The sequence below is a fragment of the Pseudomonas sp. P5_109 genome (assembly GCF_034009455.1).
In the GTDB taxonomy this organism is placed as follows: Bacteria; Pseudomonadota; Gammaproteobacteria; order Pseudomonadales; family Pseudomonadaceae; genus Aquipseudomonas.
Window position 1 is genome coordinate 833,647 of sequence record NZ_CP125380.1, and the last position, 18,297, is coordinate 851,943.

At 55.1% G+C, this 18,297-nt stretch carries 11 protein-coding genes; 10 read left to right on the forward strand and 1 reads right to left on the reverse strand.

Features of this window, described 5'->3' with window-relative positions; translation table 11 throughout:
- Positions 1-104: 104 nt before the first annotated feature.
- Positions 105-1,013, forward strand: coding sequence for a YeeE/YedE thiosulfate transporter family protein (locus QMK54_RS03580; RefSeq protein ID WP_320402083.1), 909 nt, complete (start codon positions 105-107; stop codon positions 1,011-1,013).
- Between the two features lie 97 nt (positions 1,014-1,110).
- Here QMK54_RS03580 and QMK54_RS03585 read toward each other — a convergent pair whose 3' ends face one another.
- A complete protein-coding gene (locus tag QMK54_RS03585; RefSeq protein ID WP_320402084.1) occupies positions 1,111-1,473 on the reverse strand; it encodes a DUF6124 family protein in 363 nt (120 codons plus the stop codon).
- A 601-nt stretch (positions 1,474-2,074) separates the two neighbouring features.
- On the opposite strand from QMK54_RS03585, the gene QMK54_RS03590 reads away from it, so the two are divergent.
- The 9 genes from QMK54_RS03590 (at position 2,075) to QMK54_RS03630 (ending at position 18,281) form a co-directional block, all read left to right on the forward strand.
- Entirely contained in the window at positions 2,075-2,338 is a 264-nt protein-coding gene (locus tag QMK54_RS03590; protein WP_110657621.1) for a hypothetical protein, read from the forward strand.
- A 674-nt stretch (positions 2,339-3,012) separates the two neighbouring features.
- Positions 3,013-5,205, forward strand: coding sequence for a type I Zorya anti-phage system protein ZorA1 (gene zorA1, locus QMK54_RS03595; protein WP_223554144.1), 2,193 nt, complete (start codon positions 3,013-3,015; stop codon positions 5,203-5,205).
- Positions 5,206-5,218: 13 nt separating this feature from the next.
- On the forward strand, positions 5,219-5,962 hold the full coding sequence (gene zorB1 / locus QMK54_RS03600; protein WP_223554142.1) for a type I Zorya anti-phage system protein ZorB1: 744 nt from the start codon (positions 5,219-5,221) through the stop codon (positions 5,960-5,962).
- Positions 5,959-7,587, forward strand: a complete 1,629-nt coding sequence (gene zorC, locus QMK54_RS03605) for a type I Zorya anti-phage system protein ZorC (RefSeq protein ID WP_320402085.1) — start codon at positions 5,959-5,961, stop codon at positions 7,585-7,587. Before zorB1 ends, zorC begins: the two co-directional genes overlap by 4 nt.
- Positions 7,587-10,835 carry a type I Zorya anti-phage system protein ZorD gene (gene zorD / locus QMK54_RS03610; protein WP_223554140.1) on the forward strand — a complete coding sequence of 1,083 codons (3,249 nt, stop codon included), beginning with the start codon at positions 7,587-7,589 and terminating at the stop codon, positions 10,833-10,835. Before zorC ends, zorD begins: the two co-directional genes overlap by 1 nt.
- A gap of 445 nt (positions 10,836-11,280) precedes the next feature.
- On the forward strand, positions 11,281-13,764 hold the full coding sequence (locus QMK54_RS03615) for a type I restriction-modification system subunit M (RefSeq protein WP_223554139.1): 2,484 nt from the start codon (positions 11,281-11,283) through the stop codon (positions 13,762-13,764).
- Positions 13,755-14,909, forward strand: a complete 1,155-nt coding sequence (locus QMK54_RS03620; protein WP_223554138.1) for a restriction endonuclease subunit S — start codon at positions 13,755-13,757, stop codon at positions 14,907-14,909. The genes QMK54_RS03615 and QMK54_RS03620 overlap by 10 nt, the downstream gene beginning before the upstream one ends.
- Positions 14,906-16,315, forward strand: a complete 1,410-nt coding sequence (locus QMK54_RS03625; protein WP_320402086.1) for a DUF262 domain-containing protein — start codon at positions 14,906-14,908, stop codon at positions 16,313-16,315. Before QMK54_RS03620 ends, QMK54_RS03625 begins: the two co-directional genes overlap by 4 nt.
- Positions 16,308-18,281, forward strand: a complete 1,974-nt coding sequence (locus QMK54_RS03630) for a DUF262 domain-containing protein (RefSeq protein WP_223554134.1) — start codon at positions 16,308-16,310, stop codon at positions 18,279-18,281. The genes QMK54_RS03625 and QMK54_RS03630 overlap by 8 nt, the downstream gene beginning before the upstream one ends.
- Positions 18,282-18,297 lie beyond the last annotated feature (16 nt).

Genomic DNA, 18,297 nt, shown 5'->3' on the forward strand with positions numbered 1-18,297 from the left:
ATTGAGTGTAGAAGGGCTTTGCGGGTTTATCGGAAGTGTTTGCCCAGCGACTAATCTGATTGTCAGGCATCGACGCGATGCCACCACCGGAAACAGGGAGGCCCGTGTATTCACTGCTGATTTCGCTGCTGCTGGCGTTCCTCATTGGCTGGGTATCCCAGCGCATGGGTATGTGCCTGGTCAATGCCATGGGGCTGCTGCTCAAGCGCCGGCCGACCCTGTTCGTGTCGCTGGTCAGTTGCGGTTTGTTCGGCCTGTTGCTCGCACCGCTCTACGCCTTGTCTGGCGTCAGTCAACCGCTGTTCATCCCGGAAGTCGGCTATCTGTCACTGGTCGGTGGCGGGTTGCTGTTCGGCCTCGCGTCGGTGCTCAACGACGTATGCAGTGTCGGCACCCTCACCAAACTCGCCAGCGGCAACCTCAACAAGGTCTTCACCATCCTCGGCTGGGTGCTGGGCATCGTGCTGTGGCATCACCTGAACATGCTGCCCGAACACCGGGCGCTGCAAATGCCGATGATCACCAGCCGCCATTACTGGCTGGTCATCGGCATCGTGCTGCTGATTCTGCTGTTCCTGATCCGGATTCACGGCGACAAACACCTGGTGCTGTCGAGCCTGCTCCTGGGGGCGTTGACCAGCGCCCTCTACACCTTTGAACCGCTGTGGACGCCCAGCGTGTTCTTCTACGATCTCTCGCAACCGTTCTGGGACTCGGGCGATACACCATTGACCACCCAGCGTGTGGCGGTGTTCGCCATGCTGATGCTGGGCATGCTCTGTTACACCCTGCATCGCCGCACGTTCAGCTATCAGCGGTTTGCAGCGATGACAGCAGGCAGGCATTTGCTCGCGGGCGTGTTGATGGGGACCGGTGCATCGATGATGCTCGGTGGGAATGACTCGCAGATTCTGTTGGTGTTTCCGACGTTGACCTGGGTGGGAGCGGTGCCGTTGGTGTCGATTGTGTTCGGGATATTGGTGGGGGTTGGGGTTAAGCGGTTGCGTGGTTGATGTTCGCGGCACTGGAGTTGGACGACCTCAATGAGACCGTCCATTTTTCAAGGCAATGGTGCAGTCGATGCCGGTCATCGGCATGTATCGATCCTTCTCAAGCCTCCATTTCGTCGAGAGGCGCGATGTTGTCCAGTGCCCGGTTCACCAGCAATTGCGCCAGCACGGCCAACTGCTGGATCGCCAGGGCGATGTTGCGACGCGAACTCTCAAGGTCGCAGGCAAGATCGGTGCTCATGACGTTGAGCGAGGCGAGGGTTTCGCTGGCGTGGGTGAGCAGGGATGGTGTGTCGATGTCGGGGCGGAGGGTGAAGACGTGGCTGACGGGGTCGAGGTGATTGGGGTCGCGGAGGCGGGCGCTGATGGCGGGTTCGGTGGTTTTGGAGAGTTGGGATAAGTCGATTTTGCCTTCAGCTAAATTAGCTGGAGTTTCCGGGGGATTGGGGCTGTTTTTTTTCAAGATGACATTCCTCACACTGTTTAGAGAAGCTGCCATCCCCTGCTGTCAAACAGGGTTGGGTGGCAGCTATACGCGGGTTGACAGACCGGAAGTGTGAGAACCCGGTGCACCCGAAGGTGCCCCGCGCACAGCCGCCATAATCGTGACTACATGCGCAAATGCATGCTGTCTGATTTGGGAGGTGTGAAGATTACACTTTCAGCCTGTCAAAGCCGATCGCTGAATTGCAGCGACCCCTGAAGGCTATCGTCGAGAAGTTGCGTCCGCCAGTTCATGAAGGGCGATGCGTTTTGCGGGAAATGTCCTAGGACGTGAGGAAGGCATCGAGATGGGTCCGCTGGTGTCCAGTGACGACACCACCGTCAAATCCGTGATCAATGTCGGCTGCAAACCCGCATCAAATAGCTCAGCCGTTACCGATTCCCATATTGCCACCATGCACATAACAGCCTGGCGCGACGGCCTATGTGATCCTATCGTCAGAATTCACCTGCCACAAAGTGCTTTTGTGAGTTGTGAGCGTACGATGTAATACAGGTTGTCGCTGAATTCCTGCTTGAGCGAACGAAGCGACTGAGCGAAATGGAATTGGAGATACATCATGATTCCCAAGCACTACTTGAAAGCCCTGGCGACGCTGCTCATCGCCGCTGGCGTGCAGTGGGTGACGCTACCCGCCTATGCGACCGAGCAGGGTGAACAACGGCGTGAAGCTCGCGATACCAGGCAGGAAGGGCGCTCCACTGCCCGGCAAACCAAGGATGCCTGCAGAAAGGGCAGTGACAAGAGCAACGTGGAATGTCGCCAGGACAAGCGCAGCACCAAGCAGGATACCCGTCGCACAGCCCGGGATATCAAGTACTGATCGCTGGCGTGGGGCCTGTTTCAGCCCCGTGTGGGACTTGCGATACAGCCAGAAACGACAAAGCCCGCACAAGGCGGGCTTCGTTGGTGTCTCAATTGGTGGGCCGGGGTAATCTGAACTGATCGCGTATCTAATTGAATTTTATAGAAAATAATCGGTTAATTTTATTTCTGGAATACCTATTGGAATACCACTTCATCAAGTGGTGCTTTGAAATAGCCACCGATGAACGACACGACCGTATTGAAATGATGGTCCGTGCATTGGCTAAAGCGAATCAAAAATTCTGAAGAGTGTTCAACTTGCAGAAGGGAGAGGGGAATCCGGCGAGGGCACGGAAGTCGCCCCTCTGTGAGCGGATCTAGAGCGTAACCGATAAACCTGGCGGTTTCCTCAGATCAGGGATCCATTGATCGCGTCCAGCTTTACGATGGTTAAGGCTCAGGCTAAGGTACTGGCATAAGGACATGATATTCCAACATTTGTCCACGGAAGGTTGCTGATCAGCCGTAGTGACACTACCGCCTTTCCATTCCGAATTTGTTGTGCCCTGAAAAACGCGTGCCGAGCAAGGTGCTGTCATTGATCGCCAGCGGGATTGGCGATTGACGCATCAGCGTGGGTGTCGCAGGCGTCCTGAACATCAAAAAATTGCTTAACTGAAGGCGGAAAGTATGGATTTTTCGACGCTGTTGCATCTATGGGGTGCAGCAAGCTCCGAGCAGTTGATTGCTCCAAAAATTGTAGTTGGCTTCGTTTTCATTTTATGTGCCTGGTACTTTTTCCGTTATTTTTGTAGATCCTTCAAACTGGGCAGTCAGCTGAAAAATCTGACTAAACGCGTGCAGGGTGTGAAAGCGCTCGCCCCATCTCAACGGCGGTCTGAGTTGGAGCGACTGTTCACTGGAAGCAAGCTGGAGCACTCCTGGCACGAGTACGCTGAAACGCTGCATGACCAGTTTGAGTTTCAGGAAGGTGAGCAGGTCCTGGTCCGGTCGCGCGCCACCGCTGGCGCGGCGCATTTTTTCTCACCGCAAAGCGTGGTTGATACACCGCTGGGGACCGAATTCTATAAACACCTACCTGGAATTTTGACGGGTATCGGTATTGTTGGAACCTTCTTTGGCTTGATGCTTGGCCTTCAGCATTTTGATCCGAGTACCCCGGAACAGGTCAATGCCAGCGTCGATAAGCTGCTCAAGGACGTGTTGTTTGCGTTCATTGGCTCCTTTATTTCAATCATGGCTTCCATCGCCGTCACGATCACTGAAAAGTGGCGTCTGGGGCAATGCTACAGGCTCCTTGAAACGTTCAACGAAACCATCGACGGTCTTTTCGACAGCGGTGTCGGTGAGGAATATCTGGCGGAGCTTGTACGCTCGAGTGCTGAAAGCTCGGTGCAAACCCGTCAGCTCAAGGACAGCCTGGTTACCGACCTGCGTGAAATGCTGCAGAACCTCGTTGATACCCAAGTCCGCGAAAGCCTCAAATTAGCGGAAACCTTGTCAACCACTTACCGAGACTCCGGGCAGTTGCTGGCCGATCAGGTGAGTGGTGCCATCGAGAACAGTCTCAAATCTCCGCTTGAAGCTATCGCGGGTGCTGTTCAGGCCGCCAGTGGCGAGCAGTCGGGGCAAGTACAGAACCTTCTTCAGGATGTTCTGGTTGCCTTCATGAATAAGCTGGAAGGTACGTTTGGCCAACAGTTCAATGGCCTACACGAACTGATGGGGCAATCCGTTGCTGCCATGCAGTCGATGCAGCAAGGCTTTTCCACACTGATCCAGGATATGCGTTCGGCTAGCGAGTCATCGACCCAAAACAGCTCGACCATGATCGCCCAGTTACTCTCCGACATGCAGACCGGACAGAACGCCATGCAAGCGGGGATGAACGAGATGCTCGTCAATCTCCAGGCCTCGGTTGCCCGTATCGGCAACGAAGGGGAGGGGGCTGGCGCTCGAATGGCCGAGCAATTGGAGAAGTTGTTTGCTCAAAGCGAAGCTCGCCAACAGGCAATGGCTGAAAATCTCCAGGCTTTTGTTGAGTCGATCAAGCAGAACATCGGCCAGGGACAACAGGAAACCATGGCAAAAATTGCGGGCTCCGTTGAGGTGCTGGGTGGGCAACTCTCGGCAGTCTTCAAGCAATTGGAGCACGGCCAGCAGCAGATGGATCAAACCACCCGCGCTGCACAGGCTGACCTGCATCAAGGCACCCGTGACTTGGTGGGCGGCCTTAACGAGCAGGTTAAGGCGTTGCTGCAAACAGTGTCTGAGCAACAGAAGTCTGCGCAGGACACCGTCAAGGCATTGAGTGCCCAGACAGAGCAGCATTTGCAGAGCATGCAGCTAGGGGCAGACAAGATGCGGGCTGCGGCTGAGCGATTCGAAACGGCCGGGCAAAGCGTTGCGCGAGCCAGTGAGTCGACTGCGGGTCTGATGGGAACAGTTCAGGGCGCAGGTACTGAGCTTGCACAGGCATCACGTGAGTTGAACACCGTGGTCGCGGACTACCGAAACAATCGTGAAGCGCTGGCGAAAACGCTCGCGGTCATCGAAGGGGTTGTCGCAAGTGCACAAGGGGAGGCCAGTGGTCGTAGCCAGTACCTCCAGGACCTGAAGGTTCAAAGCGAGCGGATGCAGGCGCTTAACCGTGAAGTGTACGAGTACCTGGAAAACATCAGTGGTGTGTTGGGTAGCGGCTTCAAAGAGTTCGGTGATGGCATGGACCGGGTCTTGAGACAAACTCTGGGTAGCCTGGACGCCGAGCTTGATAAAGCGGTCAAGAGCCTGGCCGGTGGGGTAGAAGGGGTCAAAGAAAGTCTCGAAGACTTCGGCGACATCATGGAACGAATCAGGCAGTAACGGAGGCTAGTCGATGTTTGGTAAGCAAATGCCGTCGGCTGCCCGTTCAAAAGACGAGGGAGAGAAGCCTTTCTGGATCTCCTTCGCTGATTTGATGACGGCGATGATGATTCTGTTTCTCGTGGTCATGGTGGCGGCTTTGAGTTCTGTGACGCAGCGTATTAACCAGGCGGAGCAGGGGGAGAAGCAGCGTAACAAGGACATCAGTCAGATCTGCGAGCACCTGAGCCTTAAGGCGAAGACTGCCAGCAAGACCATCGTCGTGGACTGCAAGGACAACCGGATCAGCTTCGGCGATGCTGGCCGCTTTGGGCATAACCAGTATGCGCTGAGCAACGATGGCCAGTCGGCACTTCAGGAAGTTGTGCCGATGATTCTGGACGCGGCTAACAGTGAAGAAGGCCGTAAATGGTTCAAACAGGTTGTCATCGAGGGATCGACAGACACCGATGGTTCCTATCTTTATAACCTGCACCTTTCATTGCAGCGTTCGGAGTGGGTGATGTGCAGCTTGCTGGATAGCCGCAGTCCGCTCCAGGTCGGATTGTCGCCGGAGCATCAGCAGCAAATCAGATCGATGTTCCTGGCGGGTGGTGTGTCGTTCAACAATGCAAAGGACACCAAGGAAGAAAGCCGCCGAGTGGAGTTGCGCATGCAGTTCTTTGGCTTGAAGGAGAAGGAAGAAAACCTCAAGCCAGAGGTGCCGGTGTTCAATAACACTGATATGGAAAAGTGTCAGTTGGCGATGAACCGATGACCAGCCCAATCGCGAGGCTTTCCGCCGCTATTAACCTGAGTCTTTCCACGCATCGAACGGGGCCGGCGCCTGAACCGTTGGCGCGATTCCCCCGTCTGGGGGCTGCGGGAAGGGATCTTTACGAACGATTCGAGCGCGCTGAAAAGGCTTTGCCGCCACCTCAGGAAAAGCGCCGTGCTGCGATCAGCAAATTTCGCAATGTAATCCCACTCAACGCCTCAGAATGGCGCTTGGTTTTCGCCGGCCTCTCGGACAAGAGTGAGCGAGTCGGGCCGATCCTGGACGACGACCAGCTTTATGCTCGAGTGCACAAAGAAATCCATGACCGTATCGAAAAACGAAGGCTGAGCCGCCGGGATTGGTTGGCGCTGTGCTTTAGCTACTTTGGGTACGAGGCCGTAACGCCTGACCAGAACGCCAATTGGTGCCTGTTGCGCGATGACGTTCAACTTGGCTTCGAATGCGTCAGAGGCCAGCAAAAACGCGAAAAGGAATGGGTGCAAATCGTCCAGCAGCATCAGGAGCTTTTTTCCGAACAGGCGGGTGCGAGGCTGGGTGACCAGATGTTCAAGGGGGAGATCAGCGACCTTTCTGCACTGCAGACGATTGCGCAGATCCCAGACAACAGTTGGCTGTGGCGCAGGATCTTCAGCGTACTGATTTCTCGTATTTTCATGTTGGATGACGCCGAGTTTTCTCAGCGCTTAGCCGACCTTGTCGACATCGGTCGACAGCATCCGCGCTACATGAACGACGTTCTGAGCGCGTGCCTGTCGCGTTATCACTTGGCCGCTTATCGAGAAAAGCCGTCGTCGCTGCTCAAACAGGTCGCGCTCGACAATTGGGGCAGCCCTCAAATTCGTTCCAGGCAAAACAGCTGGCTGCAGTATGTTGAAAAAGACGTCTGTGCGATGGTCGTGGCGTGGTTTGCGAAGGAAGACCTTGAACACTTCTTCAACTTGCTCAAAGGGGAAGCAGAGGTCGATCAATCACGTCTGCATTATTGGCTGCGTTTTGCTAACCAGATGAGTTACACCCGGATTGTCATGGGCTCGGATGCCTGGCATGACAGTGGGCGGGACTTCGTTCATTTCCGTGAGAAGAACAAAGGGCGCCTTAGCCGACTGGTAGGCGGTCCCGGTCATAACAACGCAGTCATCATGCAGATCGGGAACTATTTTTTCGTGGAGTTCTCCGGAACCGGTAATGCTTGCTATGTGTATCAAGCAGACAAGTCGCCTTTCAATCCAGATAAGCCACTACTCGAATTGGCTAGCGAACTGAAGCAGCCTAGCCGTGCGCTGGATCGAATGCGGCACTCACCTGCACCTAGCCGCCCGAATCGCATAGAGGGCTGGCTCAGCAAATTTGATGATGCCCTCGAGAAATGGGGTATTCGTGTGCAGAGTCATACCGGCACGTCAGGGTCATCCAAACCCATGGCATTGGAAGAGCAAGTCCGTGACGCCCTGAAGTCGGTCAAACACAAAGTACATGACCAACGCGCGCGCGGCGGTGCGTTTCAGGTCCAGCTTGATAACAACGACCTGGCTGCCGTTGCAGCGCTCCAGCGCCTGGGCTTCAAGCCCGTCAATCACCAGTCACTCCGGTTCTGGAGACAATAATGCTCAAGCGTTTCCTCAAAGGCATTGGCCTGCAACCGAATCCGGCGGTAGAAAATACTGACCCTGCTTTTTCCATTGAAGAGCAGGGCATTTGTTACCCCCTTAGCTTGGCGGAAAACGCTGAATCCTGGCCGCTGGCAAGCTATCTGGATCAGTTGGAAGAAGAGGAGTTCGTCTCCCAACTCAGCGATCGCTGGCTGCTGACGTGGGATGAGCTCTATCGGCTTCTTGATGAGCAAGAACATTTAACAAGTCTGCCGCTACTGGGGTTGCCGCCACAGACCGCCCTTATCCCTCAATTGAGCAGCCAAGGCAGTCTTGCCTCCAACGATTTTAAAGTCGCAGTCAGTGGATGGCGTGATCCGCAGTCCAATGCCAATGTGCAAGTGCAGCGTACGGGGGCCATCGTCCAGCATCACGGAACAACGGAAATTCTGCCTGAGGCGTGCTGGAAACTGACCGGAGCGGTACGACAGCTTTATCTGGCGCAGCAAAATGAACCAGGTGAAGTAACCAACCAAATCGGCTGGGCCAGCATCAGAAAACTGGCGCGCAAGGCGGGTGCCGGCATGGATGGTTTTCTGGATAAGACCGTCGTAATCAAACCCGAAAGCCTGCGACTCAACCCGCGAAAATCGACGGTAGGTGACACTCCGGTTATCGAACTGCAACCCAGCTTCGAAGGCCAGCCGGCAAACTGGCTTGAGAGTTTCGACGGTGCCAATCAGGTTCAGGATCGATACCGAGTGACCGGTGATGATGGATCGCTGACCCACGTCCTGATTGAGCCTGAAGTCAAATCCGTATTGGACTATGTGCGCTCGTTGCCCGGGCGTCGGGTCGCTGGCGACGATGCCCTTTCTTTCGTCCGCAACCCTTACAGCGCACTCGGCGACAGTGCCGCGCACGTGCTGGATGCCGAGACCTATGAAGACGATCTCGCCGAGGCCGGAATTTTCTTTCACCGTTTTCATCTGGAACCCAAACTGGATGATGCGGGACAGCGCATCGAGCAGGTAAACCTGACACTCGAACCAATCTCGCCAACCCCGCAAACGCCCATCGAAGTTGAGTTCAAAGCGGCCCATGAACTCGCGCCGCTCGTGCATGAATTGCAACTGAAATTGGCCGCTGGAATGCCAGCGGGCTTCTGGCAGGGCTATGAGCTGGAACTCAGCGATTTTGATTTGCGCCAGTTGGCCGGTATCAGCGAGCTGCTTAAGCGTTGGCAAAGTGAAGCGGCCGGCATTGAGTTCGACTCGGTCCTGGACCTGTCTCTTTACGGCGACCGTGTGACTGGCATCGGGGAGGCGGAAAAAATTACTTCGCCTTTCCTCGTCAAAGAGGCGACCGAGAACTGGTTGCCCAAGGATGTGGCGGCGCTGGGCATTGACGCAGAAATCCTTGGGCGTTGGGATCCTTCCGACCGCGCTCAATTTGAAGCGTTTGAGCAGCGACTGGACGAAGCCCGCGCCGCCGGTGATGAGACGGTCTGTTTGCCGGAATCCGAAACACCGCTCTCGATTGCCGCCGCCGAGCAACTGTTTGATGCCTGGTCCAGGAAGATCGCCCCTGTCGAGACTGGCCTGGTCCAGCAGCAGGAAAAGGTTGGCCGCGCTGTACTGCAAATCGGCCATAACATTGACGAACCGACCTACGTTCAGATTCGTCAGGCAGCCTTACGCGCCGCTTTGGATGCAACGCCAGAGTTGCCCAACCTGCTCAAACCTGAGGTCGTCTTGCGTGAGCACCAGCTTCAAGGTGTCGCGTGGTTGCAGCATTTGTTCCGCTTGTCCCCCTCCGACGTGTCGGGTTGCCTGCTCGCAGATGACATGGGGCTGGGAAAAACGATCCAGCTGCTCACCTTTCTGGTCTGGTATCTGGAACAGTACCCAGAGGACCAGCCAACACTGATCGTCGCCCCAGTCTCGTTGCTCGATAACTGGGAACGAGAGCTTCACCGGTTCTTCTTCGCAGACGCGTTGCCAGTTCTGAAGCTGTATGGCTCAGCCTTGAGTGCGGTGAAGTTCAAGAAAGAAGAAATTCCTGCTGACTTGAAAGCAAAAGGCATTAAGAATTTGCTGCGCCCAGGTTGGATGGGCGGCGCCCGAATCGTCCTGACGACTTACGAGACACTGCGCGATCAGGAGTTTTCCCTGGCGCGCCAGCAATGGTCGATCGTCGTGTGCGACGAGGCTCAGAAGCTGAAGAACCCTGCGGCATTGGTCTCGCAAGCAATCAAAGCCATTCCCGCACGGTTTCGAGTGGCGTGCACCGGTACGCCTGTCGAGAACACCCTGATCGATCTCTGGTGCCTTTTCGACTTCATTCAGCCAGGTTTTCTGGGCGGTTTGAACCAGTTCGGTCGTGAGTATCAGCGCCCCATCGAAGCCACATTGGAGCGCGATACGGTTGCCCTGGAGCGCCTGCGTGGGCTTATCGATCCGCAGACTTTGCGGCGCACCAAACAGGACATTGCCAAAGACCTGCCTGCCAAAATCGAAGACACGGCATGCCGTTCACTGAGCATGCACGCCTTGCAGCGCAATCTGTACCTGTCCGAAATATCCGCATACAGCCAGAAGCAGCAGATCGAAGAACAGCTCGATCAAAAGACCTCCGGCATGCTCGGGTTGCTGCACAAGCTCAAGCTCATTTGCGCCCACCCGTATAGCGTCCAACCCGACAAGCGATTGCGTGACAACTCGCCCAAGCTGCAGTGGTTGATGCATACGCTTGAGTCGATCAAAAGAGCTGGAACCGGTGACAAGGTCATCGTCTTTACCGAGTTGCGCGATATCCAGCGGGAGTTGCAGCACTCGATCCAGGAGCATTTCGGCTTTCGGGCGACCGTCATCAATGGCGATACCAGTACCAGCAGCCAGAGCGCCAATAGCCGGCAGAAGCTGATTGACCAATTCCAGGAACTACCGGGCTTTGCCGTCATCATCCTGTCGACCATCGCCGTCGGTTTTGGAGTGAATGTGCAGGCTGCCAACCACGTCATTCACTTCACCCGTTGCTGGAACCCGGCCAAGGAAGATCAAGCGACGGATCGGGCCTATCGGATTGGGCAGCAGAAGGATGTGTATGTGTACTACCCAACGGTGCGGGATGCGGCGATGCCGACGTTCGAGGCGACGCTGGATGAGCTGCTAAGTAAGCGACGAGCGTTGGCGCGGGATATGTTGAGTGGGGCTTCGGACATCCAGGCTTCGGATTTTGAGGCGTTGCTGGAAGCGCGGTGAGGGCCGATTTGGAAAACATCAATGCTCAGCGATCTGTCAATTATTGGCACAGGTCGTTCGTCCCTGAGTTTGCAAAAACGTTAGATCCAGCGAGCTGGCGCAGTAGCGCCAGTAACTTCTGCGTGGATTATTTACCTGTGCGCACGTCCAGTGTTGGCACCGAAAGCGCAGCGGCTTACTGTTCGCGGAGTCCAATGCGACCCCCCCACCGTCTACGACACCATGGGTAGTTCACTGGTGATATTGGACAGGGACCAAAAATAGGGTCGATATGCTGGCCCGATGAAACCGAAGTCGATAAGGTTCGCTAGTTAACCGCAGGTAAGACTACCGCTTCGCTATAAATGTCTGTTGCCCCTCTGTTTTGCGCTGACGCTACGGGTATTTCCCGAGCGCGCAACGGGCATCGCCTGCGCACTTACTCCTTACCCAGCTAGGATTGCCAATGGCTATCAAGAAATCCGATCTTTACTCTTCCCTCTGGGCCTCGTGTGACGAGCTGCGCGGTGGGATGGATGCCAGCCAGTACAAGGACTACGTCCTGTTCATGCTGTTCATCAAGTACATCTCCGACAAGTACGGCAATTCGGATGACTTCGCGCCACCGGTCAACATCCCGCCGGGCGCCAGCTTCAAAGACATGATTGCTCTCAAGGGCAATGCCGACATTGGCAACAAGATCAACACACAGATCATCCAACCGCTAATCGATGCCAACTCCCGGCTTGCTCGCAGTGATTTCCCTGACTTCAACGATCCGAATAAACTCGGTGAGGGGAAGGATATGGTGGAAAAACTTACCAATCTGGTGGCCATCTTCCAGAAACCCGAGCTCGATTTCTCGCAGAACCGTGCTGACAACGACGACATCCTCGGTGACGCCTACGAATACCTTATGCGCCACTTCGCCACCGAAAGTGGCAAGAGTAAGGGGCAGTTCTACACCCCGTCCGAGGTCAGCCGCATTATCGCTAAGGTTATTGGCATCAGCCCGGCGAATGCCGTGGCTGCTACGACTGTTTATGACCCTACCTGCGGCTCAGGCTCTCTGTTGCTGAAAGTGGCCGACCAGGCCGGCAGGCACATCACCCTGGAAGGGCAGGAGATGGACGTGACCACCGCCGGTCTCGCCCGCATGAACATGATTCTGCATGACTTCCCGACCGCCAACATTCTGCAGGGCAACACGTTGTCCTCGCCGAAGTTCAAGGAGGGCGAACAGCTGCGCACCTATGACTATGTGGTGGCCAACCCGCCGTTCTCGGTCAAGACCTGGAGTGTCGGCCTGACGCCAGCCAACGATCCCTATCAGCGCTTTGTCTGGGGTGAGCCGCCGGCCAAACAGGGCGATTACGCCTTTCTACTACACATCATCCGTTCGCTGAAAAGTACCGGTAAAGGTGCCTGCATTCTGCCCCACGGCGTGCTGTTTCGCGGCAATGCCGAGGCCGTGATCCGTGAGCAGCTGGTGCGCTCTGGCTACCTCAAGGCCATTATCGGTCTGCCGGCCAACCTGTTTTACGGCACCGGCATTCCCGCCTGCATTCTGGTGCTGGACAAGGAGAACGCCAGCGCACGCAAAGGCATTTTCATGATCGATGCCGCCAAGGGCTTTATCAAGGACGGCCCGAAGAACAGCCTGCGCGATCAGGACGTACACAAGATCGTCGATGTCTTTACCCGAATGGCAGATGTGCCGCGTTACGCACGCATGGTCTCCTTCGACGAAATCAGCGATCCGAAGAACGACTTCAACCTCAACCTGCCACGCTATATCGACAGTACCGAGCCTGAGGACATTCAGGATATCGAAGGCCATTTGCGCGGTGGCATTCCCGAGCGTGATATCGATGCGTTCGATAGCTACTGGCAGGTCATGCCTGCCCTGCGCGCGGCCCTGTTCAAGCGGGCCAGCCACCCCGGTTACTTCGAACTGATTAGTCGCGAGGTGAAGTCGGTCATCTTCGCTCACCCACAGTTCAACGACTTCAAGTCCGATGTGGATACGCTGTTCAACCAGTGGCTGGAAAGAAGTACTCCACAACTGAAAGGCTTCGCTGCCGATGAAGCCAGCAGCCACCCCAAGACGTTGATCGCTACATTGTCTGAAGACCTGCTCAGCGCCTTCGCCAAAGCGCCTTTGCTCGACTATTACGACATCTACCAGCACCTCATGGACTACTGGACTCAGACCATGCAGGACGACTGCTACCTGATCAGCGCCGACGGCTGGATGTCCGGTGCCAAAGTGCGTGAAATCGTCAGGGTAATGGACAAGAACAACAAGCTGGCCTGGACCGAGAAGCATGACTATTGCCAAGGCAAACGTCGCTTCAAGTCTGACCTGATTCCGGTCGAGATTCTGATTGCCCGTTACTTCAAGGCCGAGCGCAGTGCCATTGAAGATCTCGAGGCCCAACTGGCCAGCGTTGAGCAGAGCATGGGCGAAATGCTTGAAGAACATAGCGGTGAGGATGGCTCGCTTAGCGAAGTGATCGAAGGCGAGGGTGACAAGCAGAAGGTCACCGCCAAAACGATCAAGGCACGTCAACGCGAGATTGGGCAAGATCCGGATTATGAGGAAGAGTTCAGGGTATTGGCTGAATTCGACGCCTTGATTGATCAGCAAAGCACCCTTAAAGCCTCACTCAAAAAGGCTGAGGAAAATTTGGACAACAAGATCCACGCTAAATACCCGCAGCTTATCGAGGGCGAGATCAAGACCCTGGTGGTCGACGATAAGTGGCTGTCTACACTGGCCATCGCCGTACAGGGCGAACTGGAACGCGTTTCCCAGACTCTGACCGGGCGTATTCGTGAGCTGAGTGAGCGCTACGCCACCCCGTTGCCACAGCTTGCTTATGAAGTTGCCACCCTTGCCAGTCGCGTGGAAGAGCATCTGAAAAAGATGGGGGCGGTATGGCAGTGAAGCCCGGCTACAAGCAGACGGAGATTGGGGTTATCCCGGTGGATTGGGACGTGAAACGTCTCGGTGATCTAGCGACGGTCAGAGATGGAACGCATCAAACCCCAAAATATGTGGCCAGCGGCGTGCCTTTTTTCAGCGTCGAACACGTTACGAGTGGAGACTTCGCGAACACCAAGTTTATTTCGGAGAAGGAGCATCGCTTCCTTACTCGTTCATTCAAGATCGAGAAGGGGGATATTCTCATGACCCGGATCGGCTCAATTGGAGACTGCAAGCTCATTGACTGGGACGTAAGAGCGAGCTTCTATGTCAGCCTTGCACTACTGAAAGTCCATGGAGCCTCTGCTGCATTCGTCGCGCAATACTCAAATTCGGCGGTTTTTAAGAAGGAGATTGAGCTTCATTCCCTGCAATCGGCCATACCGAAGAAAATCAATCTCGGTCCGATCTCGGATGTCAAAATCTCAGTTCCCCCACTCCCCGAACAACATGCCATCGCGACGGCGTTAGGGGATGTGGATGCGTTACTGGGTGCGTTGGAGCGGCTTATCGCCAAGAAGCGCGACCTCAAACAGGCCGCGATGCAACAACTCCTCACCGGCCAAACCCGCCTCCCCGGTTTCCATGGCAAGTGGGAGATGAAGCGGATTGGCGACATTGCACCATTGCAACGTGGCTTTGACTTACCCAATCCGAGCCTCCGGCCTGGACCTTATCCTGTTGTGTATTCCAATGGGGTGATGAACCACCACGCTCAAGCCCAAGTGCAGGGGCCTGGAGTGGTTACAGGGCGTTCCGGCACCATTGGGAACGTGACGTTTGTTGATGGTCCTTTCTGGCCGCACAACACCGCACTTTGGGTTACTTCTTTCAGGGGCAACGATCCTCGCTATGTGTTCTACCTTTACACGGAAATTAACTTCGAACGGTTCGCTACTGGATCAGGGGTTCCAACGCTGAACCGAAATGACGTGCATTCATTCGAGGTTGCAATACCCCCCTGTCTTGAACAAACCGCCATCGCCGCCGTGCTGTCCGATATCGACGCCGAACTGGCTACGCTGGAGCAGCGCCTAACCAAAACCCGCACCCTCAAGCAAGGCATGATGCAAGAACTGCTAACCGGAAGAACCCGACTGCTATGACCAACCTGAGCATGGAAGCGCCTCAACCGCTGCAGGCTACTGAACTGTCCAGCAAGATCATCAGCGTTTACGAACTGCTCATGGACTCTGCACTGGATATCCCACAATACCAGCGCCCCTACAAGTGGACCGGCAAGAACATCAACCAACTGTTCTCCGATATCGCCATCCACAAGGACAAGTCCGCCTACCGCTTGGGCACCATCGTGTTTCACCACGAAGCTGGGACCAAGAACATCGTCGATGGCCAGCAGCGCACTATCAGTCTGCTGCTGGCGGCCCGTGCGCTGATCCAGCGGAACAAAGAAGAGAAGCTCAAACGCAATGACCTGCAAGAGCGTCTGCTCAAGCTTGAGCACGCGATGGTCAACCCCAGCTTTACCAGCGAAATTTCGCAGATGAACATCCACAGCAATTACCTTGAGGTGGCCCGCATCGTTTCCCGTGCGGACTTCACCGAGGCGCACATCGATTTCTTCCTGAACAAGTGTCAGGTCGTTGCCGTGGCGCTTAACGACGTATCGGAAGCCTTCCAGTTCTTCGACTCGCAGAATGCGCGGGGCCGGGATCTGGAGCCCCATGATCTGCTCAAGGCTTACCATTTGCGTGAGTTCAGCCCGCGTGACGAGCCATTGAAGGCGGCGACAGTGGCGCATTGGGAAAACAGTGACACCGAGGAGCTGGCTACACTGTTCTCGCAGTACCTGTACCGCATCCGCAATTGGTCGAAAGGGGTTTCGGCGCGTTACTTCAGCAAGGATGACGGCGACTTGTTCAAGGGCGTGAACATCGACACGGTGGCCAGCTACCCCTATGTGGAGCAGTTGCGCATCGCCCACCATTTTGTCGATCACTACAACGGGCAGTACGAGCGCAAGATCGATTCGCGCGAGCTTGGTTTTCCCTTCCATCTGGATCAGATCATCATCAATGGTCGGCGCTTTTTTGAGCTGATCAGCCACTATCAGGACAAGGTAGCGCGGATCTGCGCCGAGTCCTGGTATGGGCATGAACTGGTCGGTACGGCTGGGTTGGATGGTTTTGCACAAGAAATCATGAAAACCCTCAATAGCTACCCGGCAAGAACCCGCACCGGTGATTGTTACGTGCGTGCGATGTTCGATTGCCTGCTGATCTATTACATCGACAAGTTCGGCCACGCGGACATCTCCCGGGCCATCGAGAAGATTTTCATCTGGGCCTACAGCCTGCGCCTGCAGATGCAGGTGGTGCAGCTGGCCAGCATGGATAACTACGTGCTCAAGAACAACCTGTTCAGGCTGATCAAGGAAGCCACTCGCCCTGCTGACTTTATTAACTGCAGCCTGCGGGTATTTAGCGGCATCAATTCAACCAGGACTGATGAGATCGAGGCCCTGTTCAAGACGATGAAATATTATGAGTAGCGAAATCAGCCAGCTTTCCATCAAGGCGCTGCTCAGCGGTAATGTTGAGTACGTGATCCCGATGTATCAGCGTAATTACGCCTGGGAGGAAGGGGAGATCACGCAGCTGATTCAGGATGTGATCGACTACTTGCCGAAAGATGGCGGTGAAGCGCGCAATTACTACATTGGCACGCTGGTGGTGTATAAGCGCCCGGACAGCAAAACACCGGTGTTTGAAACCATTGACGGCCAACAGCGTCTGACGACTCTCTCGCTGCTGACGTCGTATCTGAAAAATACCCGGTTGGTCGATCTTGCCTGGTATTCGAACCTGAGTATCCACTTCGATAGCCGCGAGCATTCGCGCGCGACGTTTGCGGCCATCTTCGAAGGGAAATTTAACGACGACCCTGTCGAGGTGTTGGCTGAAAAGCAGATCAATACCGGCATCCTCAATGGCTATCGGCTTATCCAGAAAGTCTTGCCGCAAAAGCTGAAGGAAAAGGACGTTTCGCCTCAGCAGTTTGCCGACTACCTGTTTCGCTATGTGCAAATCATGCGGGTGAAAGTGCCGGCGGATACGGACCTGAACCATTACTTCGAGATCATGAATAATCGCGGTGAGCAGCTTGAAAAGCACGAGGTGCTCAAGGCGCGGATGATGGAGCAACTGCAAGACTGCGAGCAGAGTCAGAACTGCCTGCATGCTGTTTGGGAAGCCTGCGCCAACATGGAGCGCTATGTGCAAATGGGCTTCACGCCCGATCAGCGCAGCAGCCTCTTTGGTGAAAAGGATTGGGGGACTTTTGAGCTTGCAGACTTTGATGCACTTCGGGTTGCGCTGCACCGTACGCAAAAAACGACCACCAGGGAAGGCTGTGCGTTAACCCTTGATCAAATCATTGCCAAGGCACCGGTTGGAGACGAGCTGAAAGAGACAAGTGATGAGGCACCAGATCGCTTCAACACGGTGATCAACTTTCCGAACTTCCTGTTGCATGTACTGCGTGTCGCTACGCAAGCGGACATCCCTCTGGATGACAAACGCCTGCTCGATACCTTTGAAACCCATGTGCTCAAGGAGCCGGACCCTGTTGCGGCAGTGAAGCGTTTTACCTTTAGCCTGCTGCGCTGCAAGTATCTGTTTGACCAGTATGTGATCAAACGCGAGTTCATCAAAGGCGCGGATGGCTGGAGCCTTAAACGCTTCAAATGGAATGACGGGGGCAAGGCTGGCGGAGCGGGTCGCGGTAGTTATGTGAACACCTTCGGCGAAGAAGAAGGCAGCGAAGGCATCAACCGTCGCATCCTGATGCTGCTGTCGGCGTTTCATGTTTCCACGCCTACGCTGGTTTACAAGCATTGGCTGAATGCGGCGCTGCATTACCTGTTTCAGGCCAGGCAAGTTGAGGCTCAGGCCTATCTGCAGCACATGGAGTCGGTAGCCAAGGCATTTGTCTTTGACCGCTTTCTGGCTGCAGAGAAAGGTTTGGAATACTTTGCGATGATCTATACGAACCAGGGTGTCTGTCAGGCACGCCGCGAAAGCATTGCAGCAGCGGCGTTTGAGTCGCGGTTGAGGTTCGGCAATATCGAAAACAACCTGGTGTTCAACTTCCTGGACTATCTGCTTTGGCTTGAGCACGGGGCAAGCGAGCGGGTTAAATCCTACGAATTCACCTTCCGTAGTTCGGTGGAGCATTATTACCCGCAGCATCCATTGGACGGACAAGTTCAGCTCGACACTGACACGCTCAACTCGTTCGGTAATCTATGCCTGATCAGCCACAGCAAGAACTCTCGCCTGAGCAATTTCATGCCTTCGGCGAAGAGCGAGTTTTATCTGAAAAACTCCATCGATAGCGTTAAACAGTACTTGATGATGGAGACTAAGCCTTGGGATGACATCGCCATACGCGAGCATTTCAAGCAAATGAATCACGTGTTGCTCAACAGTCTCGCCAGCCAACACGAAACCGAGTAAACCTGCAGGATGCACC